Raw genomic sequence first — 26,923 nt, forward strand, 5'->3', positions numbered from 1 at the left:
ATGACCATAACCCCCCCTATGACAATAGGACATGTATGAATCCTCATGCTATTCGAAAAATAGCGATCACTCTTATTGGCCTATGCCTTGGTTACACCGTCACGGTCCTGACCCGACTGCCCTGGTGGACGCTATTTTTTATAGCCGCTGCATGGATCGGTGTAGGGCTTAAACTGCGCTGGGGCCAACCAGCTAACGCCCGTTACCGCAAAATGTGGCCATGGTCACTATTGCCGCTAATCCTTTGGGGTATCTACGTTTATTTGGCGGATAGCTTCGGCATTGTCGATCTTGGTGCGGTCTTCTTCCATCTTCAAGCTGGCATGGCGGAACACGGTGGCGCCAGTAAAATGATTGTCGCCGTACTTTATACACTGATAATGATCGGCGTGTTGGCATCGGTTACCTGGCTGTCACGTCACGACCAACGCTGGCGGTTAACTGAGCGCTTTTTCGCTATTTTGTTGCTGGCTAGCAACCCGTTGCTTTATGGCTTAGGCCAACGCAGCGCATCAATTGTTACCGATGATGGAGCTTGGCTGGATCGCCGCTATAAGCCGCCCCCCACTGAAGAGCTTAGAAATGCCCCCAACCTTCTCCTTCTGTATTTAGAGAGTATCGAGCGTACCTACGCTAACGAAATATTCGAGGATGCCTACGCTAACCTAACCGCACTGGGTGAACGAGGCGCAGTGTTTGAAGGTGTGCGCCAGATGGATAACACTGGATGGACAATGGCGGGCATGATTGCCAGTCAGTGTGGAGTGCCCTTAATGCCGGCAGGTTTACTCCATGACAGCCAGTTTGAACCCTTGTCTAAAGTCGTCCCCGGCGTCGATTGCCTTGGCGATATACTCGCAGCACAAGGCTACGAGCTGAGCTACTTAGGCGGTGCCAGCACTCAGTTTGCGGGGAAAGGGTTATTCTACCGCGGACACCATTTCAGTACGGTAAAAGGGCGCGAAGATTTAGAATCTCAGCTTGAAGACCCTGAATATGTGAATAGTTGGGGCCTGTATGACGATACGCTCTATGACATCACCGCTGATGAGATAAGGCGGTTAGATGAAGAGCATAACGGCCCCTGGGGCGTGGTTAGCCTTAACCTTGCTGGTCATGCGCCAAACGGCTACCCCTCCCAGTCTTGCGTTGAGCAACAGGGCGAGTTCGATGGCCAGGATATTCTTTATTCAGTCGAATGCTCTGCGTGGCTGGCCCGTAATTTGATCGAGCACTTGGAGTCTGAAGGGCTACTCGAAAACACGTTAGTGGTGATCCTTAGCGATCATCTAACCATGCGGGTTTCGGTGTGGGATCAGTTAACTGCTCTTGATCGCGATAACACGCTGATTATGTTGGGTGAGGATATAGAATCGCAGCGAATCCGCCGGGACGCCACCATGCTGGATGTATTTCCCACGCTGTTGGATGCTCTTGGGTTTCGTTTGGAGGGCCAGCGTGCTGGACTAGGTACTTCACTATTTAGCGACCAGCGTACGTTGGTAGAGTCACACAGCATAGAGGTGCTCAATGAACGCCTACGCGAAGAGACGGCCCTTCAGCACCGTCTCTGGGAAGGAATGTCTCCTCAGCGCAGCAGAACTGATGAGCTAGCTGAAGAGTCTCTTCAAGAGCAAACAGTTGAGACCCCGGCTGATATAGCCGATGAAGTTAAACTCATTCGTTAGCGATTAAGCTATCGCACTGATGAGCTGTTTGAATCTGCTCATAAACCTGATCAACGGTCAGCTGATTTAGGCAGTTGGTATGTCCCAACGGGCATGTGCGCTGAAAGCAGGGGGAACAAGAGAGCGCCAAGTAGTGAATGACCGCATTATCGGTCAATGGCGGCGTATAGGCGGGCGAAGAGGATCCATATAGCGCATGGATACGCACGCCTACCGCCGCGGCCACGTGCATCAAGCCTGAGTCGTTGGTGACCACCTGCCGACAGTCTGCCAGTAGATCAACCGCATCCGCCAGCTGTGTCTTGCCGCACAAATTATGGGCATGGGAAAGCCCTAGAGCGATCTCCTCTCCCGCCGGGTGGTCTTTTGCCCCACCTAATACACGTACTTCAAATCCATCTTCCACCAGCCGTTTTGCTAAACGATGGAAATAGCTGATCGGCCACTGTTTGGCGGGGCCGTACTCAGCGCCCGGCATCAAGCCGATTGCAGTGCGCGATGAAAGCGAGTGCGTTAGCCGTAAATTGACCAGATTATCGCGATCAATCTGCAGACGCGGCTTGGGCAAAGCAAAGTCACCGCTAGCCGCCTCTTCAAAGGGTAGGCCAAGCGAAACAAAGCGCTTTACCGTTTGATCCAACATCTGCTTATCAAGCTTACGACGCTCTTTGAGAAGCCCATAGCGATGCTCGCCTATAAAGCCGACGCGCTCAGGAATGCGTGCAAGAAAGGGCACTAGCGCCGCTTTCCAAGAGCGAGGCAAGACAATCGCGCGATCAAAGCGCCCCCGCAGACGACTTGCTAGTTCACGCCGACTAGCGAGACCAAATTCACCGTGGCCTACCGCCAGAGGCAGCACTTCATCCACTTCGGGCATGCGCTCTAAAATGGGCTGCGACCAAGCCGGGGCAACCACGCCGATCGTCGCACCTGGGCAGCGGGCTTTTAAGGTCATAAACAGACTTTGGGCCATGACCATATCGCCTACCCACGACGGGCCAATGACCAGCAGGCGCTGAGCTGATTTAGCCATTTAGCCACCCCAAGTAGGACTTGACCCCTTGAGCAACGGTCTTAAATTCAATATCGCAGCCGCTTTCGCGAAGGTTGCTAATATCAGCGCGGGTATAGCTCTGATAGCGGCCTTTCAGCTCTTCAGGAAAGGCAATGTAATCGATCTCGCCTTTACCATAAAAGTCGATGACGGCCTCGCCAATGGCTTTAAAAGGTTCAGCGCGGCCGGTACCCAGATTAAAAATACCTGACTGATCAGAGTGATCTAAAAACCAAAGATTCACATCGACCACATCGCCGACATAAACGAAGTCGCGGCTCTGCATACCTGCTTCATAGCCGCCGTAAGCACCAAATAGTTTCAATGTGTCGCCGTTACGAATTTGCAGATGATTATGATAGGCGACGCTTGCCATCTTGCCCTTATGCTGTTCACGCGGGCCATACACATTGAAGTAACGAAAGCCGACGACTTGCGTGGTTAACTCACTCCAGCGCGAACGTACGTGCTGATCAAACAGCAGCTTTGAGTAGCCGTATACGTTAAGCGGTTTCTCACACTCGGGCACTTCTTTAAATACTTCGCTGCCGCCATAGGTGGCGGCAGATGATGCGTATAAAAAGGGGATACCCTGCTGCTCGCAGTAATTAAGCAGCACTTTAGAGTACTCAAAGTTATTTTCCATCATGTAGTGACCATCCCATTCGGTAGTATCCGAACAGGCGCCCTCGTGGAAAATCGCCTCTATCTTGGGCAGATCGACGCTCTCCCCTTTTAAAGCGGCTTTTACCCTGGTGAGGAAATCGTCCTTATCAAGGTAATCTGCAAGTGTGCAGTCAGCCAAGTTGACGAATTTGGTGCCGTCGCGTAAATCGTCGACCACCATGACATCATTTCGGCCGCGGGCGTTCAGTGCTTTCACTATGTTGGCCCCGATAAAACCGGCACCGCCTGTTACCACAATCATGCTGTTCTCCTTACCTAAAGCGGCTTGTTGGCATACGTGCCTATAACCCATCTGCCTAGGATTGTATACTTGACGCCTTATGAATTCATGGCCAACGGTGCTTTCCGCGATGAGTGTCTCGACAAACCAATCGACACCCGATGTGTCGACCTTTCAGGGCTTGATCCTCGCTCTGCAGCAGTACTGGGCAGAACAGGGTTGTGTCATTCTCCAGCCGCTCGACATGGAAGTCGGCGCGGGCACTTTCCACCCCGCTACTTTTCTGCGGTCGATTGGCCCCGAAAGCTGGAACGCTGCCTACGTGCAGCCTTCCCGGCGGCCTACTGACGGCCGCTACGGTGAAAACCCTAACCGCCTTCAGCACTACTATCAGTTCCAAGTGGTGATGAAGCCATCGCCGAGCAATTTTCAGGATCTCTATCTGGGCTCACTTAAGCGGCTTGGCCTCGATCCGCTGATTCACGACGTACGCTTTGTCGAAGATAACTGGGAATCTCCTACGCTGGGCGCCTGGGGCCTAGGCTGGGAAATTTGGTTAAACGGCATGGAAGTCACCCAGTTTACCTACTTCCAGCAAGCCGGAGGCATAGAATGCTACCCAGTCACCGGCGAACTGACCTATGGGCTTGAGCGTATTGCCATGTACCTTCAGGACGTCGACAGTGTTTACGACCTCGTCTGGGCCATTGCCCCCGATGGCAGCAAAGTTACCTACGGCGATGTCTACCTGCAAAACGAGCGCGAACAGTCCGCCTACAATTTTGAGCACGCTGATGTCGACCAGCTGTTTGCTAACTTTGACCACCAGGAACAAGAGTGCGGCAAACTGCTTGCCGCCAGCCTGCCGCTACCAGCCTACGAACAAGTACTGAAAGCATCGCACACGTTCAACTTGTTAGACGCCCGTCACGCTATTTCGGTCACCGAACGTCAGCGTTTTATTTTACGCGTTCGCACCATGGCGCGAGACGTTGCCACTGCTTACTTTGAGTCACGTAAGGCAGAAGGTTTCCCTATGGCGCCAGAAATACTTCGCCGAGAACTGTTACAAGAGCTACTCGCCGATCAGGGAGACGACTAATGGCTGTTAATACACTTTTACTAGAACTGGGTGCTGAAGAGTTACCTCCCACGGCCCTGGATGCGCTTTCCGATGCGTTCGCCGCAGGCATTGAGAAAGGCCTGCAAGAAGCCGATGTTCCCTTCGCCAGCGTTAGCGCATTTGCGACCCCTCGGCGCTTGGCGGTACAGGTGACTGAACTGGCCGATAAGCAGCCTGACCGTGACGTTGAGCGCCGTGGCCCAGCGTTGGCGGCTGCCTTTAAGGATGGCGTTGCTACTAAAGCTGCGGAAGGCTTCGCCCGTTCCTGTGGTGTCAGCGTTGACGAACTGATTCACCTGGAAACCGATAAAGGCACCTGGCTAGGTTTCCGCGAGCAGCAGCAAGGTGAAACTATTCAGGCGCTGCTGCCCGAGATTCTGCGCAAAACCATCGCTACCCTCCCCGTGCCCAAAAATATGCGTTGGGGCGCCTCCCGGGTTGAGTTTTCACGCCCGGTTCACTGGCTGGTGGCACTATACGGTAGCGACGTCGTGGCCGCTGAGGCGCTTGGCCTAGAGGCGAGTTGCACCACCTACGGCCACCGTTTCCACGCGCCTGATGCTATTCAGTTAGCCCACGCCGATGAGTATGTGGCTGCCCTGGAAAATGCCTATGTACTGGTCGATAGAGAGCAGCGCCGTGAGCGCATTCGTGAGCAAGTGCTTGCTGAAGCCGAAGTTCAAGAAGCCAGTGCGGTTATCGACGAAGACCTGCTGGTAGAAGTAAGCGGCTTGGTTGAATGGCCGGTAGCTCTGACCGGTAGCTTCGATGAGCGTTTTCTGGAAGTGCCCGCCGAGTGCTTGATCTCCTCAATGAAGGCTAACCAGAAATACTTTCACCTGTTAGATGATGCTGGCAAGCTAAAACCACTGTTTATCACCATTGCCAATATCGACAGTGCTGACCCCGATCAGGTCATTGCCGGCAATGAAAAAGTCATTCGTCCACGCTTAGCCGATGCGGCTTTTTTCTACGACACCGACCGCAAACGCACCCTTGCTTCGCGTATCCCTCAATTGGAAAGCGTGGTCTTCCAGCAGCAATTAGGCACCCTGGCAGATAAAGCTCGCCGCAGCACGGTTATTGCGACCTTCATTGCCGAGCAGATCAACGGCGATGTGGCTCACGCCCAGCGCGCCGTAGCACTAGCCAAATGTGATCTCGTAACGGAGATGGTGCTCGAGTTCCCTGAGCTACAGGGCATTATGGGGCGTTACTATGCCGTTCAGGATGGCGAACCAGCAGAGGTTGCCCAAGCGCTGGAAGAGCAGTACCTGCCGCGCTTTGCTACCGATGCTATTCCCCAGAGTGCCACAGGCAAGGCATTGGCCCTGGCTGATCGCCTGGATACGCTGGTCGGCATTTTCGGGATTGGCCAGCGCCCTACCGGCGCTAAAGATCCCTTCGCTCTTCGTCGAGCCTCAATTGGTGTGCTTAACATCCTGGTTAAAGGCGAATTGAATCTTGATCTGCGTAAGCTGCTCACGGTTGCCGCTGAACAGCATCAGGGCCTCCCTAATGCCGATGGGCTGGTTGAGGATGTGCTGACCTACATGCTTGATCGCTTCCGCGCCTGGGGCCAGGAAGAGGGCATCAGCGCGGAAATGTACCTTGCCGTGCGTGCACGCCCGGTGACTAACCCGCTCGACTTCGCTCGCCGCCTGCGCGCGGTTAAGGCCTTTGCACAGCGTGATGAAGCCGCAGCGTTAGCGGCTGCTAATAAGCGGGTCTCAAACATTTTGAGCAAACAAGCCCATGATGGCAGCACCCAGGTCGATCAAAACTTGCTCCAGGAAGATGCCGAGCGAGCGCTGTACGATGCTGTGACGGGTAGCCAGGCTCAGGTTGCACCGCTATTTGCTGCGGGTGACTATCAGCAAGCGCTCGACGCACTTGCCACATTACGGGATCCAGTGGATGCCTTCTTTGACCAAGTAATGGTGATGGCGGACGACCCGGCTATTCAGCGTAACCGGTTAGCGTTACTAGCTAGCCTTCAAGCGCTGTTTTTGGAAGTGGCAGATATTTCACTGCTTCCTCAGTAGCCATCTCGTTTTTACCCCATTCAAGCCCAACAGCCTTAGCTGCTGGGCTTTTTTACGATCCGCGGAAAGACGTGTTTCACGTGAAACATTCATCGCTGGTCAGCTAATATAGTCTGACGGTATTTCAGGATATAGGGTTGTTATGCTAAGAGCTGCGAAGCTGGTTATTTTGGATCGAGACGGCGTCATCAACCATGATTCCGATAACTACATCAAATCCCTCGATGAGTGGGTGCCCTACCCCGCTTCAATCACCGCCATTGCCAGCCTCACTCGTGCGGGATACAGCGTTGCAGTAGCGACGAATCAGTCGGGTATTGCCCGTGGTTATTACAGTGAAGCAACGCTCCATGCTATGCATGATCACTTAAAAGCATTGGTTGAGGCTGAAGGCGGGCGTATCGTCCATATTGCTTTCTGCCCGCATGGTCCAGATGACGAGTGCCAATGCCGTAAACCGCTGCCTGGGATGCTGCTACAGATCCAGCAGGTACTAGGGCTAGAAGATTTAACAGGGAGTTGGATGGTCGGTGATAGCCTGCGGGACCTACAGGCGGGCGAAGCGCTAGGTTGCAAAACAGCGCTGGTCAGAACCGGAAAAGGGCTTAAAACTGAACAAAAAGGCACGGGTCTTGAAAAAGCTGAGATCTTCGATGATTTAGCGCAGTTTGTTGAGTGGTTAATGAATAGATAAGCGGCATAAAGTGGAGAGTCTTGATCGCTCTTCTTTATATGAGAAGCTTCGGCTGAAAGCCCCCTGCCACAACTCTTCTAACTATCGACCAATAAAAAGCGCCGCTATGGAATTCATAGCGGCGCTTTCGTAGTGACATTAAGCCATGTCGAGGTTAGGCTCGTTAAGGGAATGTTTCACGTGAAACAGCTTAACGAACACAATCCATCTTACACATCCAGATTCGCCACCAGCGCATTGGTTTCAATAAAGTCACGACGGGGCTCAACGTCGTCACCCATCAGGGTGTTGAACATCATGTCGGCGCCCACGGCATCTTCGATCGTTACCCGCAGCATACGGCGGCTATCGGGATCCATAGTGGTGTCCCAAAGCTGATCCGGGTTCATTTCACCCAGCCCTTTGTAGCGCTGCACAGATAGGCCACGCTGACCTTCCTGCATTAGCCATGCCAGCACTTCTGAGAAGTGCGATACAGGCTTCTGACGCTCGCCACGGGCGATAAAGGCGCCCTCTTCCAGAAAGCCATCCAGGGTTTCGCCCAGTTCAGCAATACCGCGGTAGTCGGCGCTTTCAAAGAAGTCGAGACCCCACATGTACTCTGTCGTCACCCCATGAGCAACCAGCGATACCGTAGGTAAAAACAGTCCGCGCTCTGAATCTTCTTGAAGATGGAAGTGATAACGTGGCCCGCCTTCATAAGCCACCATATCGTCCATAATCTTCTGTAGCTCGGCTATCCAGTTCTCCATGGTCACACGGTCTTTCAAACTCTCCTCGCCTTTGAGCGCAGAGGCATGAATGATTTGCTTAAGCACTTCATTGGGATAAACCCGCGACAAACGATCAATCCGCTTCATTACGTTGCGGTACTGATTCACCAGCGCTTCAAGCTGAGACCCCGAAATGCCTGGTGCATTGGCGTTAACATGCAGGCCTGCTCCATCTAAGGCTGTGGTGGTTAAGTAATCCACCATCGCCTGCTCATCTTTCAAATAGAGCTCCTGCTTACCGCGTTTGATTTTATATAGCGGCGGCTGCGCGATAAAGATATGCCCACGCTCTATTAGTTCCGGCATTTGACGGAAGAAGAACGTCAACAGCAACGTACGAATGTGCGAGCCGTCGACATCGGCATCGGTCATTATAATGACCGAGTGGTAGCGCAGCTTATCGGGGTTAAATTCTTCCCGGCCGATACCGCAACCAAGCGCAGTGATTAACGTGCCCACTTCTGCTGAGGAGAGCATTTTATCGAAACGCGCTTTTTCGACGTTAAGGATTTTACCCTTAAGGGGCAGAATAGCCTGGGTACGACGATCACGCCCCTGTTTGGCACTACCGCCTGCTGAGTCACCCTCCACCAGGTACAACTCTGACTGGCTTGGGTCTTTTTCTTGGCAATCTGCTAATTTACCCGGCAAACCGGCAATATCCAACGCGCCTTTACGGCGGGTCATATCCCGTGCTTTGCGGGCAGCTTCACGGGCACGCGCGGCATCCAGCATCTTATTAACAATTGCCTTGGCTTCATTAGGCTTTTCAACAAGATACTCGGAAAACAAGCGGCTCATTTCCTGCTCAACCGCGGTCTTCACTTCGCTGGAGACTAGCTTGTCTTTGGTTTGAGACGAAAATTTCGGATCCGGCACTTTGACCGAAATAATCGCGGTGAGTCCTTCACGGGCGTCATCGCCGGTAGTATTTACTTTGGCTTTTTTAAGCAGATTTTCAGCTTCAATATAGTTATTAAGCGTGCGGGTAAGACCTGCACGGAAACCAGCCAAGTGAGCACCACCATCTCGCTGCGGAATATTGTTGGTGTAGCAGAAAATATTCTCGGTGAAGGCTTCGCTCCATTGCATGGCCACCTCAACTTCAACGCCATCATCTCGAGCAGCGTTAAAGTGGAATACCGGATTGATCACGCTCTTATTGGTATTCAGGTGGTCAACAAAGGCGCGCAAACCGCCTTCGTAGTGGAAGAGTTCCTCTTTACCGCTGCGCTCATCCATTAAGCGGATAGCAACGCCTGAATTCAAGAAAGAGAGTTCACGCAACCGTTTAGCTAGAATATCGAAATGAAATTCAATATTACCAAAGGTCTCAGGCGATGGGCGGAAATGAACGCGGGTACCGCTCTTTTCGGTTTTGCCTACAACGCCTAATGGTGCCTGAGGCACACCGTGGCGATACATTTGCTCAAATACTTCACCCTGGCGCCAAATCGTTAAACGCAGTTCAGCGGAAAGCGCATTAACAACGGAAACGCCAACGCCATGCAGGCCACCGGAAACCTTGTAGGAGTTATCGTCGAATTTACCGCCGGCGTGCAGAACCGTCATGATAACTTCCGCAGCGGAAACCCCCTCACCCTCGTGTAGCTCGGTGGGTACCCCTCGGCCATTATCGCTAACCGTCACCGACTCATCCGGGTGAATGACAACGCGAATCTCGCTGCAATGCCCCGCCAACGCCTCGTCGATGGAGTTATCCACCAATTCGAAGACCATGTGGTGCAGCCCAGTACCGTCGTCGGTGTCACCAATATACATACCTGGTCGCTTGCGCACCGCGTCCAGTCCCTTGAGCACCTTGATGCTTGATGAATCGTAAGCCTGCTCGCTCATTGACCACTCCGTCGTGAAGTCTGTCTCATCCCGTATCGTCTACCCTTCCGGCGCTAACCTAACCGGCTAGGCTGACCTTTCTAACTATTCATCAGCTCTAGCTGGTTGGCTCTAAATAGCTAAGCCCCTGTTCGCCATGTTTCACGTGAAACATCTTCACTGAGGTCTCAGGGCGCCAGGTATTTCTCAACGCGGAAGGTTCGACACTGGTAATAAATGCTTGGCACTGCATATCTTCGAGTAGTCCACAAAACTGATGGCGATTATGCTCGTCAAGCTCCGCAGGTAAATCATCGATAAGATAAATACAGTGCCGCTGTGCTGTCCTTTCCAGAAACCGGCCTTGGGCAAGTTTTAAAGCGCTCACCACTAACTTTTGCTGGCCTCTGGAAAGTACTTCTACAGCAGGTTGCTTGTTTATCCTAATACGCAGGTCAGCACGCTGCGGGCCTTGTTGAGTGAAACCCATCTGTTGATCAGTTTGCCGACTGTCGTGTAACACTGACGCAAGTGTTCGCTCTTTATCCCAGCCTCTGGCGTAATGGAGCGACAAACCCGGTAAAGGAAGTAGCACCTTAAGCGTCTCTTCAAAGACTGGCAGAAAATCACTAAACCAAGCACGGCGCAAGATATCCATCTGTTCGCCCCAAGTGGCTAGCTCCTGCTCCCACACCGCCATTTCTTGAGGTTGTATTCTACCACGCCTGAGCAGTGCATTCCGATGTTTCAACGCACGTCGAGAGCGCTTCCAGGTAACTAAAAAATCATGTTCCACGTGAAACACTCCCCAGTCGAGAAACTCGCGGCGACCGGCTGGAGAACCCTCAAGCAATCGGAAAGCATCTGGGTTAATTAACTGCAGAGGCATCGCCTCCACCAATTCAGCTAGACGAGCGTTTTTTTCTCCCTTTAATCGGAGCTCTAGCTCCCTCTGAGCACGCAAACGGCGCACGCCCAGGGCAACCTCAGGCTCACCACTTAAACGCCCGTAAAGCGTCATATAGGGCTCATTCGTCTGAATCGCGTTCTTTAGTTGGCGCGTTCGGAAAGAGCGCCCCATACCCAGAATATGTACTCCCTCCAACAGGCTGGTTTTTCCACTGCCATTAGCACCACTAATAACATTGATACGCGAAGATGGGGCCATCTCAACCGACTGAAGATTACGCAAGGCGTGGAAATTAAGCAGTGTCAAGCTCATCCTATTATCACCACTTAAAATATCCTCAGAAAAAGAGAGTATTCAAACGTACTAGCGGCGCTTCTGCTACCAGAAGCGCCGCTCAACAGCCTGCAGATATAACGCTAAGCCCAAAAACCGTTTTACAGGCGCATCGGCATAACGACATAGAGTGCATCACCGCCGCCGGGCTCTTCAAGCAACGCACTACTATTCGGGTCGGCCAAAGTGATCTGTACGCGATCTTCATTAAGCACTGTCAACACATCAACCAAGTAGCCAACGTTAAAACCGACCTCCATCGCACCGCCGTTATACTCAACGGCGATATTCTCCTCCGCTTCTTCCTGCTCCGGATTATTAGCCATCACTTTGAGGTTGTTCTCCTCAAGGTATAGACGAACACCACGGTACTTCTCATTAGAAAGGATGGCCGTACGTGATAGCACCTGACGAAGCTCTGCGCGCTCGGCAATCAGCACCTTGTCGCCATTGCGCGGCACGACACGTTCATAGTCTGGAAATTTGCCGTCGATTAACTTTGAGGTAAAGGTAAAATCTCCAGTGTGAGCGCGTACATGGCTGGATCCAAGCGTTAGACTAACGGGCTCATCGCTGTCATCTAGCAGTCGCGACAGCTCTAAAATCCCCTTACGAGGCACAATCAGCTTTTGAGACTGGCTAACGGTAATCTCAATGGGGCGTGAGCACATCGCCAAACGGTGGCCATCCGTTGCGACTGTACGTAATAGGTTGCTTTGAATTTCCAGTAGCATGCCATTGAGGTAATAGCGTACATCCTGCTGCGCCATGGCAAATGAAGTAGCTTCAATCAGATGTTTCAACGTACCGCGAGGTACGCTAATTTCCTGACTACCGTCTGCATCTTCGATATTGGGAAACTCAGCTACCGGTAGAGTTGAAAGCGTAAAGCGTGAGCGACCACTGCGCAGTACGGCGCGCCCTTCTTCAACGGCAAGCTGGATATCAGACTGATCGGGCAGCGATTTACAAATATCCATCAGCTTACGAGCGGGTACGGTGGCGGCTCCCGGCTGATCGACTTGACTGGCTACAGTACGCCCAACGAGCTCGACCTCAAGGTCCGTGCCGGTAAGCGACACTTGGTCACCCTCGACTTGAATCAGTACGTTAGAGAGCACGGGCAATGTTTGGCGGCGCTCAACTACACCTGCGACCAGAGTCAGCGGACGTAGCAGCGCCTCTCGGGAAATCGAAAATTTCATCAATACTCCGGTTCTATATCCTGAAAGACCTGTACGTAACAGGCCCGTCCCATGGGATGATTAACTGGTCAACAGGCGCAGTAAATTCTTGTAATCCTCACGAATATCCGCGCTTTCTTCCTGCAATGATTTAACTTTTCGGCAAGCGTGGAGCACCGTTGTGTGGTCACGCCCCCCAAAGGCATCACCTATCTCAGGCAAACTATGATTAGTTAGCTCTTTAGCAAGCGCCATCGCCACTTGGCGAGGTCGGGCAACCGAACGTGAGCGGCGCTTGGAAAGCAAATCAGCCACCTTGATTTTGTAATATTCAGCTACCGTACGCTGAATATTATCCACGCCAACCTGCTTATCCTGAAGGGCCAAGAGGTCTTTTAGCGACTCACGAATAAAGTCTTGGGTAATGGTTTTACCCATAAAGTGCGAGTCAGCGATGACTTTTTTCAATGCGCCTTCCAACTCGCGCACGTTGGAGCGAATTTTCTGGGCAATAAAGAAAGCCGCATCGTGGGGCAAATCGACCTTAGCTTGATCGGCCTTTTTCATCAAGATCGCCACGCGGGTTTCAAGCTCAGGCGGCTCAATGGCCACCGTAAGCCCCCAACCAAAGCGTGATTTGAGCCGCTCTTCCACGCCGCTGATCTCCTTCGGATAGCGATCAGAAGTGAGGATCATCTGCTGACCACCCTCTAAAAGCGCGTTAAACGTATGAAAAAACTCTTCTTGCGAACGCTCTTTTCCGGCAAAAAATTGAATATCATCAATAAGCAACGCATCGACGCTACGGTAAAAGCGTTTGAAATCATTAATTGCATTTAGCTGGAGTGCTTTAACCATATCGGCGACAAACCGCTCCGAGTGAAGGTACACCACCCGGGCGTTTTCACGCCGGGTCGCCAGAGCGTTGCCTACCGCATGCATTAAGTGGGTTTTACCAAGCCCCACACCGCCGTATAAAAACAGAGGGTTGTATGCGCCGCCAGGGTTTTCAGACACTTGTCGGGAGGCGGCGCGGGCCAACTGGTTCGACTTACCTTCAACAAAGGTGTCGAAAGTAAAATTCGGATTAAGCCCACTACCATGCTTGAGACTGCCTTCTACCTGAACCTGCCGCTCGTTAGGGCGCCGCCCTGATGAATCATCGCGCAGCTTGTCTATTTCCCGCTCGTCGGCGATATCCCCACGTGGCGGCGTGTGTACCGCAGGCGATGCGGGTCGAGACGGTGAAGCCGATACAGGATTGCCTAAGTCGCGATGCTGGGGAGCCTGTGTTGCCAAACTGCGGCTGCCCACTGTCAAACTTACCTTGGGTGGTTTGGCCGGCGCGAGCTCGCGCATCAGTTCGCTGATCCGCTTGGCGTACTTATCACTCACCCAATCGCGCACAAAGCGATTCGGCGCTAATAAGCGCAGCTCGTTGGACTCTCCCTCTTCTGCCTGCAGCGGCCGTATCCAGGTGTTGAACTGCTGTGAATTCAGCTCATCCTGCAGGTTGTCCAGGCACTGTTGCCAAAGCGTCAGTGGCACTCATCTCACCATCGGTTGAAAACGGCCGACCATTGTAGCGCTCAAAGCCTCGGTTATCCACACGGGTTTAGGCCTTAACTCTGACCTGTGGACAACTCACAATGAGCCCACAGGAAAACCCTGTGGAGAAATGTGGACCGTGTTAAAAAAGGGGGCTTACAAACCGCTTAACCACATCTAACCAACAGCTTATAGCCTGCTTATACGTCACTTACACACAGATTTTTTATTACTATAAAGCACTGATAAGTAACAATTTAAATGACTTATCCACAAATAGTATCCCCACTATTAATAACAACAGGTTTAGAAATACCTATTAGTAATAATAGTGACTTCAATGATGGCTACTCTGTCTATATCGAACAAGCTGCTGGTGGCGTGATAAAGCTTTTTATGCAAGGAAAAATTGCACCTAGCAGAGGAAGTCTCTACAATTTCCGGTCTTGAATTGAATCTCCCCGGCTAGTTCCTCACTGGACCGGGCTTTTTGGAATTCACTTTCCGTCCTAAACCACGTGGGAATAACGAGTTATGAAACGCACATTTCAACCTAGCGTTCTCAAGCGCAAGCGCGCGCATGGCTTCCGTGCTCGTATGGCAACCAAAAATGGTCGCGCCGTCCTCGCACGTCGCCGTGCCAAGGGCCGCAAGCGTCTGAGCGCCTGATCTCGGATTGCGTGTGCCGCAGCAAGGCTTTCCCCGGCAATTACGGTTACTAAATGCTGGGGATTTTAGTCACGTGTTTGAGCAAGCTGACCTAAAAGTGCACGGCAAAGGTATGATGGCGTTAGTTCGCTTGAGTACTCGGGGGCATCCCCGCCTTGGGCTGGTGGTTAGCAAAAAAAATGTCAAACGCGCCGTAGATCGCAACCGTTTCAAGCGTCTCGTTCGAGAGTCCGTTCGTCTTCGCCAGGATCACTTACCCTCTGTGGATATAGTGGTACTCGCTCGGCGTGGTGTTCAGGATATTGATAACGATACCTTGCATCGCCAGTTACATGGCATGTGGAAGCGACTTCAGCGTGACGCACAGGCGGTGATCGCAGCACCAACGCCTAAGCGTGACACGTGACCTTTGGTGCACACCTCGCCGCTCGACCTCGGCCTGCCGCCTGGCAGGCTTTCGTGTGTCAAGGGTCGAGTAAAAGATACTGCGCCATTAGCATGTTCACCACCCAGCGGGCAGAACCCTCATGGACGTAAAACGACTTTTATTACTGATTCCACTAGCCGTACTTGCATACCTGTTAGTCGTCCAGTGGAATCAGGATTACGGGCAACCGAATTACGATTCAGTGCCTGAAACGACGCAACGCAGCAACGCGGCCACACCTAGTAACATTGAAGATGAAGAAGGTGGCTTAGCCGTTCCAAACACCTCTTCACAGCAAAGTTCAGTGGGTGAAGGTATACCCGACGATAGCGAAAGCGAAACGTCTAGCCGCGATTTCATTGCTGTGACCACCGATGTGCTCGATGTGCGCATCGATCCGCACGGCGGCGATATTGTTTATGCCGCGTTACCGCAGCACAAACTATCCCTCGATTCAGACCGTAACTATGTGCTGTTGTCCGATAATAGCAGCCGAAGCTACGTGGCTCGTTCCGGACTCCAGCTTGATGGCCAGGCAAGCCGCATAACCTTCACGCCGGGAAACTCAGAGTATCGCCTGGGCGATAACGATGAGGAGCTAAGCGTTGACCTAACCGCCGACGTCAATGGCGTTGAGGTTATTAAGCGTCTCACCTTTGAGCGCGGCAGCTATGCGGTCAACGTCGACTACTATCTGGCCAATAACACCGACGCACCGGTGAGTGCGCGCTTTATTGGCCAGTTGGCACGCGACAATAGCCCTGACCCGTCAAGCGGTGTCTCGATGGGGATGAAATCCTATTTGGGGGCTGCCTACTCAACCCCGGATGCGCGTTACGAGAAAGTCGACTTTGAAGACATTCAAAACCATAACTTTGAAAACCGTGAAGCGCAGGGCGGCTGGATAGCCATCATTCAACACTACTTTGTGTCGGCATGGGCGCCCCAGCAGGATCAACAGAACCTTTACTACGTCACCACAGACTCCAGTGACCGTAACGTCGTTGCCTTTGCTGGTCCCACCAGCACCGTTGCAGCCGATAGTGAAGCCACCTTGGGTGCCACCCTTTATATGGGGCCAAAGGTGCAGGATTACCTGGAGCAAGTCGCTCCCAATCTGCGCTTAACCGTTGATTACGGCTGGCTGTGGTTTATTGCTAACCCACTGTTTTGGCTGCTTGATCACATCCATGACATCGTCGGTAACTGGGGTTGGTCGATTGTCCTATTAACCGTACTGGTCAAGACGGTGCTATTCCCGCTTTCCGCCAAAGCTTACAAATCCATGGGTCGGATGCGTAAACTCGGCCCGGAAATGCAGCGTCTGAAAGAGATGTACGGCGACGATCGGCAAAAAATGTCGCAAGAGATGATGAAGTTCTACCAGAAGGAGAAGATTAATCCTCTGGGGGGCTGTCTTCCTATTGTGGTCCAGATGCCCGTTTTTATCGCGCTCTACTGGATGCTGCTGGAGTCGGTTGAACTACGGCACGCCCCGTTTATCTTCTGGATTCAGGATCTATCGGTGAAGGATCCGTACTTCATTCTGCCGATTCTGATGGGCATTTCGATGTTCGTTCAGCAGATGTTAAACCCGACACCACCAGATCCGATGCAGGCGAAGATTATGAAGATGTTACCTATCATCTTTACCTTCTTCTTCCTGTGGTTTCCGGCTGGTCTGGTTATCTACTGGGTGGTCAACAACATCATTTCGGTGGCGCAGCAGTATTACATTACGCGCAAAATCGAAAATGATCCCAGTATCGGCAAAGGCATGAAGACCAAGTAGTTAAAACTGGTAGTTTAAAACCAGGTAGTTAAAAACCAGTAGTCCGCCTTTTGATCGACGCTTTCAGACCCCCGCCCTGTGCGGGGGTCTGGCGTTTTAAGGTCGACAAATTCACACTATAAAGACTGATCAATTGTTACTTCAGCCTTTCAAAAGAGATTCACCATGGCCGAACGCCTCTATACGCCTGACACCATTGCGGCATTAGCAACGCCACCGGGACGCGGGGGCGTCGGTATTATTCGTGTCTCTGGGCCCGCCTGCCGTAACATCGCCGAAGCCATGATTGGGCACTGCCCTGCTCCGCGTAATGCCCATTACGGCCCTTTCCAGGGCGCTGAGGGCAGCATTGATGAAGGTATCGCCCTGTTCTTCAACGGTCCTCACTCATTCACCGGTGAAGACGTACTGGAACTGCAGGGGCATGGCGGTCCAATTATCATGGACATACTGTTGGAACGCTGCGTGGCCTTGGGTGCCCGCTTGGCGCGTCCAGGTGAGTTTTCCGAGCGGGCATTTTTAAACGATAAGCTCGACCTGGCCCAGGCCGAAGCGATTGCCGACCTCATCGATGCCACTTCTCGCTCGGCAGCAGAAAACGCCGTGCGCTCGCTACAGGGCGAGTTCTCGAAGCGCGTCTCTGCGTTGGTCACACGGCTCATAGAGCTTCGCGTCTACGTAGAAGCGGCCATCGACTTTCCCGAAGAGGAGATCGATTTTCTTGCCGACGGCCATGTGGCACAACATTTAAACAGCGTACAGCAGGCGCTGAGCGACGTTCGCCAGGCGGCAGGCCAAGGTGCGCTGCTGCGCGAAGGAATGAGCGTGGTCATCGCAGGGCGGCCCAATGCGGGTAAATCTAGCCTGCTAAATGCTCTCACCGAGCAGGATACCGCCATTGTGACGGATATTGCGGGCACGACACGGGACGTACTCCGCGAGCATATCCATATCGACGGTATGCCGCTGCATATCATCGACACTGCCGGACTACGCGATACGCCCGATGCGGTTGAGAAAATTGGCGTTGCCCGCGCCTGGGCTGAAATAGAAAAAGCTGACCGCGTGCTGCTGCTCGTGGATGCCAACACCACCGCCACTACCGATCCCATGGCCATCTGGCCAGAATTTGTGGCTCGCCTCCCCGACCCGCAGCGCTTAACGCTCGTCCGTAATAAAATAGACACCAGCGCTGAACCTGCCGGCCTCGATTTATCCACCTCCCCGCCGACACTTCGTTTATCCGCCAAAACGGGTGAGGGTGTGGATAACTTAAAGGCGCACCTAAAAGATGTGATGGGCTTTGCCGCCAACACCGAGGGCCGCTTTTCTGCCCGTCGCCGCCACCTGGATGCGCTTGATCGCGCTATGGCCGCGCTGAATACCGGCTGTGCCCAGCTTGATGGCTACGGTGCAGGGGAGCTGCTAGCAGAAGATCTACGCGACGCTCAACAGGCCTTAGGCGAAATCACCGGCGAATTCAGCGCCGATGATTTGCTGGGTGAGATTTTCGGTAGTTTCTGTATCGGTAAATAACGATTCTCTTACTGCGACTCTTCCACCCACCACTCCGCCTGGTAGTAACTCTCTGCACCGAGCAGCGGTGTGATTTTTTCCATCGCTGCAGCTAGACGTTGATCCAATCCCCAAGGCGGATTAATGACCAGCATACCGCTACCATACATCCCATGAGCTTGCTCTCCAGGGGCACGCAGTAGTAGCTCGCTGCGCCATATTTTGCGTACGCCGCTCTCTTTCAAAGCAGTTAATAGAGTGTGGTGGTGGCCAGCGGGCAGCAACGGGTACCAAATCAAGACCACTCCGTGGCGAACTTTTGCCAGTGTATACGCCACCGTCTCAGCAACCTCCTGGTACTCCACTTTGCGTTCATAGCTGGGGTCGATCAGAACGCATAGCCGCGGCGATGAAACGGGCAGCATCGCTGTTAATCCTGTCAGACCGTTACCAAATACGCGTTGTGCGTGAGGCGATAACCCCTGAGCGTTTAGCTGCTCATGCTCGCCGGGATGCAGCTCAAACAACCGCAACTGATCCTGCTCGCGTAGAATATGACTCAGCCACCAAGGAGAGCCTGGATAGTGAGTCAGTGCCTCTGGCATGGGTTGAGCGCTCGTTAGCGCTGCTTGCCACCTGTTTAGCAACTCATCGGTAAACCCGAGGCGGGCTTGCCAAAGCGGCCATATACCCTGGCGATACTCTTGCAAGCGCTGGGTCTCTTGAGCAACCAGCGGATAGAGCCCTCGCCCAGCATGAGTGTCGACATATGTAATAGCCGTTTTTTTACGTAATAAATAATCGATCACCGCGTAAAGGGTCAGATGTTTATGTACATCGGCAAAATTACCGGCATGGTAAGCATGTTGGTAAGACAGCATAGCGACTCATCAGCAGGTGAATGAAAAAAGCCCGCTATGGGAGCATAGCGGGCTTTAGGCGGCAATAGCCAGATTAAAGCAATTGCGGGTTAACCTTGGCTTTGACCATTACCCGTTGGGGTGAGGGTAATTTCTACCCGGCGGTTCTGGGCGCGCCCTTGCTCGTTGTCGTTACTGGCGACGGGCTGAGTAGCGCCGTAACCAGAAGTATTCAAGCGCATGGATGAAACGCCGTTCTGAGATAAGTAGCTGGAGACGGCTTGAGCGCGGCGTTCAGACAGCCGCTGGTTATAGCTCGCGTCACCGGTACTATCGGTATGGCCAGCGATACTAACGCGGGTATCCTGGTACTGCGAAAGTACGTTAGCCACTTCATTGAGGGAGCTGCGCGCTTCACTGGTCAAATCAGCTGAGTCAAAACCAAAGGTAACGCCACTCGGCATATTGAGCACGATATCGTCGCCACGGCGATCAATTTCAATGCGTGACCCTTGCAGATTGTCACGCAGTTGTTGTTCCTGACGATCCATATATACGCCCACACCGGCACCTGCAGCGGCACCCACGGCCGCGCCAATCAAAGCACGATCGCGGCGGCTGGTACTGCCATCGCCTGATAGCGCTCCAGCAGCTGCACCGACCACGGCCCCAATACCAGAGCCCAACGCCGTGCTTGAGCGCTGCGTTTGGCCACCGTAAGGATCCGAACTAGCACAACCTGCTAATAAAATAGCGGCTGCCACCGGTGTCAATAGTCGAGAAATACGCATCACTCACTCCTTGTTTGTCTTCGGGAAATCTTTTTATTCAGCGCTGGTCACTTTTCACTCAGCTTTCTTCAAAGAGTTTTCTTCAAAGAACTCTCGTCACTGAGCTTTCGTCACTGATAGATGCCAGCAACTCGTTCAAGAATAATAGACCTTGAGGCGATGCACGCAGTTTTTCAGGCATTTGCATCAAAAGTCCTTTTTTCTGAGCAGATTGTAAACGCGCTAATAGCATAGCATCGGGCTGGCCTGTATGAGTACGCCATGTATTCAGCGGGACTCCTTCGGTGAGCCGCAGTGCATTCATGGCAAACTCCAGTGGTAGCTCGTCGACACTTATGAGCTGTTTGCCCGCGACGAAGCCGCGCAGGTCATTTATACGCTTTAAATAAGCATCAGGCTGGCGTGTCTTCCAGCGCCGTTCAATACGCCATTCACCGTTTTGATCAATGTGACTAAGCTTGCCATGGGCTCCAGCGCCAATCCCAAGATAGTCACCAAACTGCCAATAGTTAAGGTTATGCCGACTCCGATGACCCGCGCGAGCGTAGGCCGAAATCTCGTAGCGTCTAAACCCTGCCTGCTCCAAAAGCTGGTGCCCGCTATCCTGTATATCCCAGAGCGACTCCTCCTCAGGCAATATCGGCGGGTGGGAGTGAAAGGCGGTATTCGGTTCTAGCGTAAGCTGGTACCAGGAGAGGTGTTCGGGTGCCAATGCGAGTGCTTGCTCGATATCATCCATCGCCAGTTGAGGCGTCTGCTCGGGCAAGCCATGCATAAGATCAACGTTAATATTGGTAAAGCCCGCCTGGCGCGCCTGCGTTATAGCGGTGACCGCCTCTTGTCCGCTATGAATACGCCCTAGTGCGTGTAATTGAGCTGGCTGAAAGCTTTGAATACCGAGCGAGAGACGATTAATCCCGGCCTCTCGATAGCCGATAAATCGCTTCTGTTCGGTGGTGCCTGGATTAGCCTCTAAGGTAATTTCGATAGCGTTGGCAAAAGGCAAGCGCGCTTCAATTTCTGTGAGTAACCGCGCATAAAATGCTGGCGAAAGCAGGCTGGGCGTACCACCTCCGATAAAGATGGTTTGAATATCGCGCCCGGCAGCTAATCCCAGGTCATCGTCTAAATCTTGTAACAGTGCATCAAGGTAGGCCGCTTCGGGTAAATCCCGAGGCGTAAAGCCATGAGTGCCCGGTTCGTGAGAATTGAAATCACAGTAAGGACATTTACGGACACACCATGGTGTGTGGATATAAACAGAAAGCGGCGGTAGCTTATCAGCCATGCGCCACCTGCAGTAACTCGACCAAGCCTTGCAGTGCCCGCCCTCGATGGCTGAGACGATTTTTACTTTCGCTGGGCAGCTCGGCAACGCTCATGCCTTGATCTGGCAGCCAAAATAGTGGGTCATAACCAAATCCTTCATTGCCGCGAGGATGAGCAAGAATTTCGCCTTCCCAGCTACGTTGCACAATGATCGGCACCGGATCTTTAGGGTGACGTAAATATACCAATACGCACCAATAGCGCCCGCTTCGCTGGCCTTCCGCGCAGCCACTAAGCGCTTCTAACAACATTTGATTATTTTTCTCATCACTTTTAGGTTCGCCACCGTAACGCGCCGAGTAAATACCCGGCGCGCCGTGCAGAGCGTCCACTTCCAGTCCTGAATCATCTGCCAATGCAGGTAATCCACTGATTAGGCTCGCTTCACGAGCTTTCAACAGCGCATTTTCAACGAATGTCAGACCAGTCTCTTCAACCTCATTGACACCAAAATCCGCTTGAGGGCGAACGTCAAAGCCCAATGGTGAAAGTAATTGTTTGAATTCTCTTAATTTTCCTGCATTTCCACTGGCCAGAACAAGGGTATCGACTGCTGCCATGGTGCGTCCTCCAAGCTTTAGAGCGTCAGTTTACGCGCTCATGAAACGTATCAAAAGCAGGCAAAATGTTACTCAATGTGTTTTTAACAAAGACTACTAAACATAAAGCTAATTAAATATTAAATATTGTTTTTAAACATAATTTAAAAATATGAAAACATTTCCCGTAAAGATGGAAAAGTTTTTATTATTTTTTTAGTAACATTATTTTACAAAAATTATCTTTTAGGCAACAATTCAGAAGTTGCCTGCTCACTCTTTCTTTCCATGAGGGCCTCCCAATGTCGCAGGAAAAGTCTACCGGTTCAGTGTATATCGTTACCGAAAAAAGTCCCCAAGCTCAGCTGTTCGCTGAATATTTGAACAAGCATACCGGCTGTCAAATAAGTGTTCACTCACCCAACTCAACACTACCTATTTCAGCATCTGGTAACTTGTTGATACTGATAGATAGTGACCATATTGGCGTTGATACTTTACCGGAATGGCAAGATAAACTCCCGGAGTCATTAACTAAAACGCCTCTAGCCGCTTTCAATATCCATGATATGGATCATGCATTGGAAGCACTGTCATGTGCACAGCTGAAAGGGGTTTTTTATCGTAACGAAAGCCTTGAGGTCATTTGTAAAGGCATCCACGCACTACTAGAAGGGGAGCTATGGATGTCACGGGATTTAATGGCCCGCTTGATTCTGTTTTATCGCAAATACCAAAGTAATGCCTTCCGCCCAGCCTGTGGGTTAACCAACCGAGAAATGGAAATCATTTCACTACTTAGTGCTGGATCATCCAATCAGCAAATCGCTGAAAAGCTATTTGTTAGCGAACATACTGTTAAGTCCCACCTATACAACATTTTTCGCAAGATCAATGTGCATAACCGTATTCAAGCGCTCAATTGGATTCATCAAAATCTGGGTCCCATTTTGCCCAATATTGAAACGGCAAGAAGCCTTCAGCGCCACCGTTAGTGCTTACGTAGAAGGTAATTAGACATGTCTCTAGTCCATCGTTTACTCATAACCGTGTTCACCTTGGCGGTGTGGATAATGGCGCCAATGACATTAGCCAACGAGCCAGCCCTCCCCGCGGAAACATTGCCAGCCAATGAGCAAGCGGCCATTGACGCTATCAACCAGCTTTCAAGCCCTGATGGCCCTGAGGTGCAGGGCAGCACTAATGGCGGTAGTGAGCTAACCGGTGTGATGGTGGATCGCACGATCACCATGGCCGGAAAAACGTTCTACCGCGCCTTTAGCCAACGAGCTATGGATAACTTAATTATTGGAAACGCCACCATCACTATCAACGAGCGACCAGATGCACGCTGGGGTAGCCAAATTTGGGTAATGGAAGGCAACCAAATGTATTTCCGTACACAGCTCTCCCCAAGAATTAGCGAAGCCGACCGCGCCGCGGGGGAAGCCGTAAAAACCGTCGAAGAAGAGTTGCTGCGTCAACAATTGACCTCAGCGCTTACCTCAGACAAAGACTTGGGAAGAGAGGAGCTACGATAATGAAAAACATATTCAAAACCACAGCAGCTAGCGCCATGGCCACCGCCATCTTAGCAAGCACACTGACCCTTCAAGCGAATGCTGGCGAGCTAATTTACACACCGCTTAACCCGTCGTTTGGTGGTGATCCTTTTATGGGCAGTTATCTGCTGGGCAAAGCCCAATCGCAAGATACCAACACCGATCCCAACGCCAGAGGGATTGAATCACTCTCTTCTACCGAACGACTGATTCAAAGCCTCGAGAGTCGACTGATATCGCAGCTAATCAGCGACGTTGGCGCTGGCCAAATTGACGAGGGTGCGTTCGATAGCGGTGAGTTCAGCGTAGTGGTACGCGATGAAGGCGGACAGCTAATCGTAAGAGTCGTCGATAAAGTTACCGGCGATGTTACCAACATCAGTGTTGGTGGCTTGTTTAACCCCTGATTTATTGTTGCTTTAAATACTAAGAAAAATTAACAAGACTGCTTGTCAGTCTTAAAAACAGCTACGTGTTATTCACGGGGATCATCATGAAAATTATCGCTACTCTACTCATGGCTAGTTTACTCAGCGGCTGTGCTGGGATGGTTGCGACATCTGAGAATTTGGAAGGGGCAAAAGCAACGCTCACACCTCGCGGCGCCACCTATCAAGATTTAGTCTCTCTACCGCCACCAGCAGGACGCATTTTTGTCTCCGTGTATGATTTTCGCGATCAAACCGGCCAATACCGTCCCGCTCCCGCCAGTACGTTCTCTACTGCGGTAACACAGGGTGCTGCAGCAATGCTTACCGGTGCACTGGCAGATTCTGGCTGGTTTATACCGCTTGAGCGTGTAGGGTTACAAAATCTACTTACCGAAAGGCGCATCATCCGTGCTGAATTTGAGCGTTTTGGCCAAGCCGATACGCTGCCTTCGCTTAGAGCTGCCTCAGTCATGCTAGAGGGCGGTATTATCGCCTATGAATCTAACGTGCGAACCGGTGGGGCTGGCGCTGAGTACTTTGGTATTGGCGCCTCGGGGCAGTATCAGGTTGACCAAGTAACGATAAATTTACGTGCTGTTGAAATATCGACCGGGGAAGTACTGGCTAATGTGACTACGACCAAAACGATTTATTCTAAAGAGATGAGGGCGGGTGTTTATCGCTTTATCGATTTTCGTCGGTTGTTAGAGGCAGAAGTAGGCCTGACAACGAACGAACCTGTCCAACTCGCCGTGATGTCAGCCATTGAATCTGCTGTTATTCATCTAGTAGCGCGCGGAGTAGAAGACAATCTCTGGAATTTGGCCAATAACGTTAATTTTCAAGACACCATATTGGCAGACTATCTAGATGCGCCTATTCCTTTACTATAACTTTTTCACCTAATAGCGTTAGGGACAATGAAACATTAACTGCTGATTAGCTGATTAGCTGATTAGCTGATTAGCTGATTAGCTGATTAAATAGTATATTATAGTTAAAATCCTATCAGTAACGGCCATGCATGAGCGCATGGCCGTTTTTTTTGTTATAAAAACTTATTTTTCGTATTAAAAATCTAATTAATTCTGCCATTAATAGCATTATAAATTGCACCTAACAAATAATAAAACATCTGATAGCGGAAATTTTTAATTGGTTCAAACTCTACATAAGAAATACAAATTGTTTCAAAGGGAAATATCATGAAGCGGAAGTGTACATCAACCATACGGGCAGTCAGAGTAATAGCACTGCTAACGGCAACGCTTTCAGTTTCAATGACAATTAGTGCTGACAACAATCGGGTTGAGCAATTCGCTAAGCAATCAGCCGACCAAAATAACCAAGGCAACTACAGCATTATTGCACAAATTGGTAATAATAACCGTACCCATATTTCGCAATCTGCTAGTTACCAAGCCGGTAATTTTTCCAGTGTCTATCAACTAGGAAATTACAACACGGCCAACATCAGCCAAACGGGCGGAAATAACGTTAGTAACGTCTTGCAAATGGGTAAAAATCACATAGTAGATATTAATCAGACTGGTAGCGCATATAGAGAATTAAACGCTAATGTGCGCCAAATTGGCAACCAGAGTGACATACAGATTTCACAATCGGGGAGTGGCTATCGCGGCATTAGTGTTGAACAACAAGCGTTTTCAAACAGTGCACGTCCAGTCACCGTCGAAACCTACTGAGCAACATACGTTGCCTCAGTAACAACTAAAGCAAGCATGAAGGGGAAACACCATGAAAACACAAATTACCACTATCGCTGCAGCCATTGCTTTCGCTATAAGCACTGGTGCTTCCGCACAGTTCTTTACAGGTGGAAGCGACTCTTCCATTTATCAGAGCGGCGATAACAACACTAACTCAGTTACCCAGTGGGGTACGCAGACGTCGCGTATCCATCAAGAGGGTAGCAACAATGCAGGTACGGTTACCCAGGATGAAATTTCTGGTGTTGCTACTACCCAGCCCGGACGCAACAAATCTGGCATTGAACAGTTTGGTTATAACAATGCGGCCACGGTTTCTCAGTTGGATAAATACAACGATTCTTATGTTCTGCAATCAGGTTCTGGCAACATGGCAACCGTTGACCAGACCGGAACCAAAAACGTTTCCGTAGTAGAGCAGAACGGTAGCTCCAACGACGCTGACATCACTCAGAACGGTAGCTATAACGACAGCTATAGCTATGTAAGCGGCAACAACAATGCTGATACCGTTAATCAGGATGGCTCTAATCTTGATAGCACTATCCTGACCTATGGCGGTTACAACGTCAGCAACGTTGACCAGTCTGGCTTTGGTCATGACTCCTATATCAAGACAAGCGGTAGCTACAACCAACAGAACGTTACCCAAAGCGGTGCTTTCTGGGGTAGCCATACTTCAAGCATCGTGACTTACGGCAACGGCAACATTAACACGGTTAGCCAAGCCAACTAATTCTCAGTTTTAAAAGATAGATACAAACCGCCCTTAGAGGGCGGTTTTTTGGCTGAATGCCTGAAAAAACTAACGAATCATTAGCGTTAACGTTCCACCCACTCCTTGGGTTGACGAACTGGAATGATTACTGCCTTTTTGAATATCCACTTTTAAGCGCTCATCGTCACTTAACAGTTTGACGGTACCTTCAAGTTCTGTGCCGGTGAAGGTGTACTCAGCAGGAACCGTTCCGCTCTCTTCAACGTGCTCGGTGGTTTCACCTTCATGAGTAATGCGCCAGTGAGCGGAAAATTCCGCACCAGGTGAACCGCTCATGGTGATATGGATCTGGGTCATGTCCTGCTCCTGAGGCGTCTGTGCAGCCAGTGGGAAGCAAGCTGCCAGCCCCACTGCGCAAAACACGTATCGCCAAGCCGTTGTTCGTATCATAGGTGTAGATCTCAA

25 protein-coding genes are annotated in these 26,923 nt (G+C 51.3%); 14 read left to right on the plus strand and 11 right to left on the minus strand.

The window, feature by feature from the left end:
- Positions 1–35: 35 nt before the first annotated feature.
- Complete coding sequence (locus QT230_RS17605) at positions 36–1,688, plus strand: sulfatase-like hydrolase/transferase (protein ID WP_308323466.1); 1,653 nt, start codon at positions 36–38, stop codon at positions 1,686–1,688.
- Here the strand turns inward: QT230_RS17605 and waaF are convergent.
- On the minus strand, positions 1,678–2,721 hold the full coding sequence (waaF, locus tag QT230_RS17610) for a lipopolysaccharide heptosyltransferase II (protein WP_308323467.1): 1,044 nt from the start codon (positions 2,719–2,721) through the stop codon (positions 1,678–1,680). The genes QT230_RS17605 and waaF overlap by 11 nt on opposite strands.
- Positions 2,714–3,670, minus strand: a complete 957-nt coding sequence (gene rfaD, locus QT230_RS17615) for an ADP-glyceromanno-heptose 6-epimerase (protein ID WP_308323468.1) — start codon at positions 3,668–3,670, stop codon at positions 2,714–2,716. Before rfaD ends, waaF begins: the two co-directional genes overlap by 8 nt.
- Before the next feature lie 109 nt (positions 3,671–3,779).
- Here rfaD and glyQ point away from each other — a divergent pair, with 109 nt between their 5' ends.
- The 3 genes from glyQ (at position 3,780) to gmhB (ending at position 7,511) form a co-directional block, all read left to right on the plus strand.
- On the plus strand, positions 3,780–4,751 hold the full coding sequence (glyQ, locus tag QT230_RS17620; RefSeq protein ID WP_308323469.1) for a glycine--tRNA ligase subunit alpha: 972 nt from the start codon (positions 3,780–3,782) through the stop codon (positions 4,749–4,751).
- Positions 4,751–6,817: a glycine--tRNA ligase subunit beta gene (gene glyS / locus QT230_RS17625; RefSeq protein ID WP_308323470.1), complete on the plus strand. Its 2,067-nt coding sequence runs from the start codon at positions 4,751–4,753 to the stop codon at positions 6,815–6,817. The genes glyQ and glyS overlap by 1 nt, the downstream gene beginning before the upstream one ends.
- Before the next feature lie 142 nt (positions 6,818–6,959).
- Positions 6,960–7,511 carry a D-glycero-beta-D-manno-heptose 1,7-bisphosphate 7-phosphatase gene (gene gmhB / locus QT230_RS17630; RefSeq protein ID WP_308323471.1) on the plus strand — a complete coding sequence of 184 codons (552 nt, stop codon included), beginning with the start codon at positions 6,960–6,962 and terminating at the stop codon, positions 7,509–7,511.
- A 209-nt stretch (positions 7,512–7,720) separates the two neighbouring features.
- Here the strand turns inward: gmhB and gyrB are convergent, their stop codons facing one another.
- The 4 genes from gyrB to dnaA form a co-directional block, all read right to left on the minus strand.
- Complete coding sequence (gene gyrB, locus QT230_RS17635) at positions 7,721–10,141, minus strand: DNA topoisomerase (ATP-hydrolyzing) subunit B (protein WP_308323472.1); 2,421 nt, start codon at positions 10,139–10,141, stop codon at positions 7,721–7,723.
- A gap of 97 nt (positions 10,142–10,238) precedes the next feature.
- Positions 10,239–11,342: a DNA replication/repair protein RecF gene (recF, locus tag QT230_RS17640; RefSeq protein WP_308323473.1), complete on the minus strand. Its 1,104-nt coding sequence runs from the start codon at positions 11,340–11,342 to the stop codon at positions 10,239–10,241.
- 122 nt (positions 11,343–11,464) lie between these two features.
- On the minus strand, positions 11,465–12,568 hold the full coding sequence (gene dnaN / locus QT230_RS17645; protein WP_308323474.1) for a DNA polymerase III subunit beta: 1,104 nt from the start codon (positions 12,566–12,568) through the stop codon (positions 11,465–11,467).
- 60 nt (positions 12,569–12,628) lie between these two features.
- Positions 12,629–14,095 (minus strand): chromosomal replication initiator protein DnaA, encoded by a 1,467-nt coding sequence (gene dnaA / locus QT230_RS17650; RefSeq protein ID WP_308323475.1) that lies wholly within the window; start codon positions 14,093–14,095, stop codon positions 12,629–12,631.
- A 534-nt stretch (positions 14,096–14,629) separates the two neighbouring features.
- Between dnaA and rpmH the strand changes: the two genes are divergently transcribed.
- The 4 genes from rpmH to mnmE all read left to right on the plus strand — a co-directional run bounded on the left by rpmH (position 14,630) and on the right by mnmE (position 18,519).
- Positions 14,630–14,764 carry a 50S ribosomal protein L34 gene (rpmH, locus tag QT230_RS17655; protein ID WP_008959105.1) on the plus strand — a complete coding sequence of 45 codons (135 nt, stop codon included), beginning with the start codon at positions 14,630–14,632 and terminating at the stop codon, positions 14,762–14,764.
- 13 nt (positions 14,765–14,777) lie between these two features.
- The gene (gene rnpA, locus QT230_RS17660) at positions 14,778–15,170 is read left to right on the plus strand and encodes a ribonuclease P protein component (protein ID WP_308323476.1); all 393 of its coding nucleotides are present in this window, start codon (positions 14,778–14,780) and stop codon (positions 15,168–15,170) included.
- 121 nt (positions 15,171–15,291) lie between these two features.
- Positions 15,292–16,983 carry a membrane protein insertase YidC gene (gene yidC, locus QT230_RS17665; RefSeq protein ID WP_308323477.1) on the plus strand — a complete coding sequence of 564 codons (1,692 nt, stop codon included), beginning with the start codon at positions 15,292–15,294 and terminating at the stop codon, positions 16,981–16,983.
- A gap of 165 nt (positions 16,984–17,148) precedes the next feature.
- Complete coding sequence (mnmE, locus tag QT230_RS17670; RefSeq protein ID WP_308323478.1) at positions 17,149–18,519, plus strand: tRNA uridine-5-carboxymethylaminomethyl(34) synthesis GTPase MnmE; 1,371 nt, start codon at positions 17,149–17,151, stop codon at positions 18,517–18,519.
- Positions 18,520–18,527: 8 nt separating this feature from the next.
- Here the strand turns inward: mnmE and QT230_RS17675 are convergent, their stop codons facing one another.
- The 4 genes from QT230_RS17675 to rdgB all read right to left on the minus strand — a co-directional run bounded on the left by QT230_RS17675 (position 18,528) and on the right by rdgB (position 22,038).
- Positions 18,528–19,379, minus strand: a complete 852-nt coding sequence (locus QT230_RS17675; protein WP_308323479.1) for a 23S rRNA (adenine(2030)-N(6))-methyltransferase RlmJ — start codon at positions 19,377–19,379, stop codon at positions 18,528–18,530.
- Between the two features lie 89 nt (positions 19,380–19,468).
- Positions 19,469–20,149 carry an OmpA family protein gene (locus tag QT230_RS17680; RefSeq protein WP_308323480.1) on the minus strand — a complete coding sequence of 227 codons (681 nt, stop codon included), beginning with the start codon at positions 20,147–20,149 and terminating at the stop codon, positions 19,469–19,471.
- Positions 20,150–20,231: 82 nt separating this feature from the next.
- The gene (hemW, locus tag QT230_RS17685; protein WP_308323481.1) at positions 20,232–21,437 is read right to left on the minus strand and encodes a radical SAM family heme chaperone HemW; all 1,206 of its coding nucleotides are present in this window, start codon (positions 21,435–21,437) and stop codon (positions 20,232–20,234) included.
- A complete protein-coding gene (gene rdgB / locus QT230_RS17690; protein ID WP_308323482.1) occupies positions 21,430–22,038 on the minus strand; it encodes an RdgB/HAM1 family non-canonical purine NTP pyrophosphatase in 609 nt (202 codons plus the stop codon). The genes hemW and rdgB overlap by 8 nt, the downstream gene beginning before the upstream one ends.
- Positions 22,039–22,319: 281 nt before the next feature.
- Here rdgB and QT230_RS17695 point away from each other — a divergent pair, with 281 nt between their 5' ends.
- From QT230_RS17695 to QT230_RS17720, 6 genes are all read left to right on the plus strand, one after another.
- A complete protein-coding gene (locus QT230_RS17695) occupies positions 22,320–23,012 on the plus strand; it encodes a response regulator transcription factor (protein ID WP_308323483.1) in 693 nt (230 codons plus the stop codon).
- Between the two features lie 24 nt (positions 23,013–23,036).
- Positions 23,037–23,558: a CsgE family curli-type amyloid fiber assembly protein gene (locus QT230_RS17700; RefSeq protein WP_308323484.1), complete on the plus strand. Its 522-nt coding sequence runs from the start codon at positions 23,037–23,039 to the stop codon at positions 23,556–23,558.
- Positions 23,558–23,986, plus strand: coding sequence for a curli assembly protein CsgF (locus QT230_RS17705; RefSeq protein WP_308323485.1), 429 nt, complete (start codon positions 23,558–23,560; stop codon positions 23,984–23,986). Before QT230_RS17700 ends, QT230_RS17705 begins: the two co-directional genes overlap by 1 nt.
- Before the next feature lie 86 nt (positions 23,987–24,072).
- Entirely contained in the window at positions 24,073–24,903 is an 831-nt protein-coding gene (locus tag QT230_RS17710) for a CsgG/HfaB family protein (protein ID WP_308323486.1), read from the plus strand.
- A gap of 312 nt (positions 24,904–25,215) precedes the next feature.
- Positions 25,216–25,716, plus strand: coding sequence for a hypothetical protein (locus QT230_RS17715; protein WP_308323487.1), 501 nt, complete (start codon positions 25,216–25,218; stop codon positions 25,714–25,716).
- 52 nt (positions 25,717–25,768) lie between these two features.
- Entirely contained in the window at positions 25,769–26,476 is a 708-nt protein-coding gene (locus tag QT230_RS17720) for a curlin subunit CsgB (protein ID WP_308323488.1), read from the plus strand.
- A gap of 69 nt (positions 26,477–26,545) precedes the next feature.
- Here QT230_RS17720 and QT230_RS17725 read toward each other — a convergent pair whose 3' ends face one another.
- Positions 26,546–26,815 carry a hypothetical protein gene (locus QT230_RS17725; protein WP_308323489.1) on the minus strand — a complete coding sequence of 90 codons (270 nt, stop codon included), beginning with the start codon at positions 26,813–26,815 and terminating at the stop codon, positions 26,546–26,548.
- Between the last annotated feature and the right edge of the window lie 108 nt (positions 26,816–26,923).

Source organism: Halomonas sp. SpR8 (genome assembly GCF_031010195.1).
Lineage (GTDB): Bacteria > Pseudomonadota > Gammaproteobacteria > Pseudomonadales > Halomonadaceae > Vreelandella.

Bases quoted from the DNA above. Each gene is read 5' to 3' on its own strand.
- yidC (WP_308323477.1), top strand. From the start codon at position 15,292: ATGGACGTAAAACGACTTTTATTACTGATTCCACTAGCCGTACTTGCA.
- hemW (WP_308323481.1), bottom strand. From the start codon at position 21,437: ATGGCTGATAAGCTACCGCCGCTTTCTGTTTATATCCACACACCATGG.
- QT230_RS17725 (WP_308323489.1), bottom strand. From the start codon at position 26,815: ATGACCCAGATCCATATCACCATGAGCGGTTCACCTGGTGCGGAATTT.
- gmhB (WP_308323471.1), top strand. From the start codon at position 6,960: ATGCTAAGAGCTGCGAAGCTGGTTATTTTGGATCGAGACGGCGTCATC.
- QT230_RS17700 (WP_308323484.1), top strand. From the start codon at position 23,037: ATGTCTCTAGTCCATCGTTTACTCATAACCGTGTTCACCTTGGCGGTG.
- dnaN (WP_308323474.1), bottom strand. From the start codon at position 12,568: ATGAAATTTTCGATTTCCCGAGAGGCGCTGCTACGTCCGCTGACTCTG.
- QT230_RS17675 (WP_308323479.1), bottom strand. From the start codon at position 19,379: ATGCTGTCTTACCAACATGCTTACCATGCCGGTAATTTTGCCGATGTA.
- QT230_RS17680 (WP_308323480.1), bottom strand. From the start codon at position 20,149: ATGCGTATTTCTCGACTATTGACACCGGTGGCAGCCGCTATTTTATTA.
- QT230_RS17715 (WP_308323487.1), top strand. From the start codon at position 25,216: ATGAAGCGGAAGTGTACATCAACCATACGGGCAGTCAGAGTAATAGCA.
- QT230_RS17695 (WP_308323483.1), top strand. From the start codon at position 22,320: ATGTCGCAGGAAAAGTCTACCGGTTCAGTGTATATCGTTACCGAAAAA.
- glyS (WP_308323470.1), top strand. From the start codon at position 4,751: ATGGCTGTTAATACACTTTTACTAGAACTGGGTGCTGAAGAGTTACCT.
- glyQ (WP_308323469.1), top strand. From the start codon at position 3,780: ATGAGTGTCTCGACAAACCAATCGACACCCGATGTGTCGACCTTTCAG.
- QT230_RS17720 (WP_308323488.1), top strand. From the start codon at position 25,769: ATGAAAACACAAATTACCACTATCGCTGCAGCCATTGCTTTCGCTATA.
- gyrB (WP_308323472.1), bottom strand. From the start codon at position 10,141: ATGAGCGAGCAGGCTTACGATTCATCAAGCATCAAGGTGCTCAAGGGA.
- rfaD (WP_308323468.1), bottom strand. From the start codon at position 3,670: ATGATTGTGGTAACAGGCGGTGCCGGTTTTATCGGGGCCAACATAGTG.
- QT230_RS17605 (WP_308323466.1), top strand. From the start codon at position 36: ATGAATCCTCATGCTATTCGAAAAATAGCGATCACTCTTATTGGCCTA.
- recF (WP_308323473.1), bottom strand. From the start codon at position 11,342: ATGAGCTTGACACTGCTTAATTTCCACGCCTTGCGTAATCTTCAGTCG.
- QT230_RS17710 (WP_308323486.1), top strand. From the start codon at position 24,073: ATGAAAATTATCGCTACTCTACTCATGGCTAGTTTACTCAGCGGCTGT.
- rdgB (WP_308323482.1), bottom strand. From the start codon at position 22,038: ATGGCAGCAGTCGATACCCTTGTTCTGGCCAGTGGAAATGCAGGAAAA.
- rpmH (WP_008959105.1), top strand. From the start codon at position 14,630: ATGAAACGCACATTTCAACCTAGCGTTCTCAAGCGCAAGCGCGCGCAT.
- waaF (WP_308323467.1), bottom strand. From the start codon at position 2,721: ATGGCTAAATCAGCTCAGCGCCTGCTGGTCATTGGCCCGTCGTGGGTA.
- QT230_RS17705 (WP_308323485.1), top strand. From the start codon at position 23,558: ATGAAAAACATATTCAAAACCACAGCAGCTAGCGCCATGGCCACCGCC.
- mnmE (WP_308323478.1), top strand. From the start codon at position 17,149: ATGGCCGAACGCCTCTATACGCCTGACACCATTGCGGCATTAGCAACG.